Raw genomic sequence first — 303 nt, forward strand, 5'->3', positions numbered from 1 at the left:
GTGGAGAATATCGGAGTCGAACCGATGACCTCCTGCGTGCAAGGCAGGCGCTCTAGCCAGCTGAGCTAATCCCCCGTTATATTTAGCTGTCAGTTAACAGTTATCAGTTAACAGTACTTATAACGGCTACTCAACCTCTAAAATTTCCTTTCAGTTTTTAATGAACTTCCCAATTGTTTATTAGCATTCCCAATTGCCAATTGATTTTCGTAGTCTCAGGCAGACTCGAACTGCCGACCTCTACATTATCAGTGTAGCGCTCTAACCAGCTGAGCTATGAGACTGTTTGCATACTCAAGACTG

General features: G+C 43.9%; 2 tRNA genes. Both read right to left on the minus strand.

What is annotated here, in order from left to right:
• Nucleotide 1: 1 nt before the first annotated feature.
• A tRNA-Ala gene (locus ZA05_RS00020) sits at nucleotides 2–75 on the minus strand.
• Between the two features lie 135 nt (nucleotides 76–210).
• Nucleotides 211–284: transfer RNA gene (locus tag ZA05_RS00025), tRNA-Ile, on the minus strand.
• Nucleotides 285–303 lie beyond the last annotated feature (19 nt).

This window comes from Mangrovimonas sp. TPBH4, assembly GCF_001280505.1.
GTDB lineage: Bacteria > Bacteroidota > Bacteroidia > Flavobacteriales > Flavobacteriaceae > Mangrovimonas_A.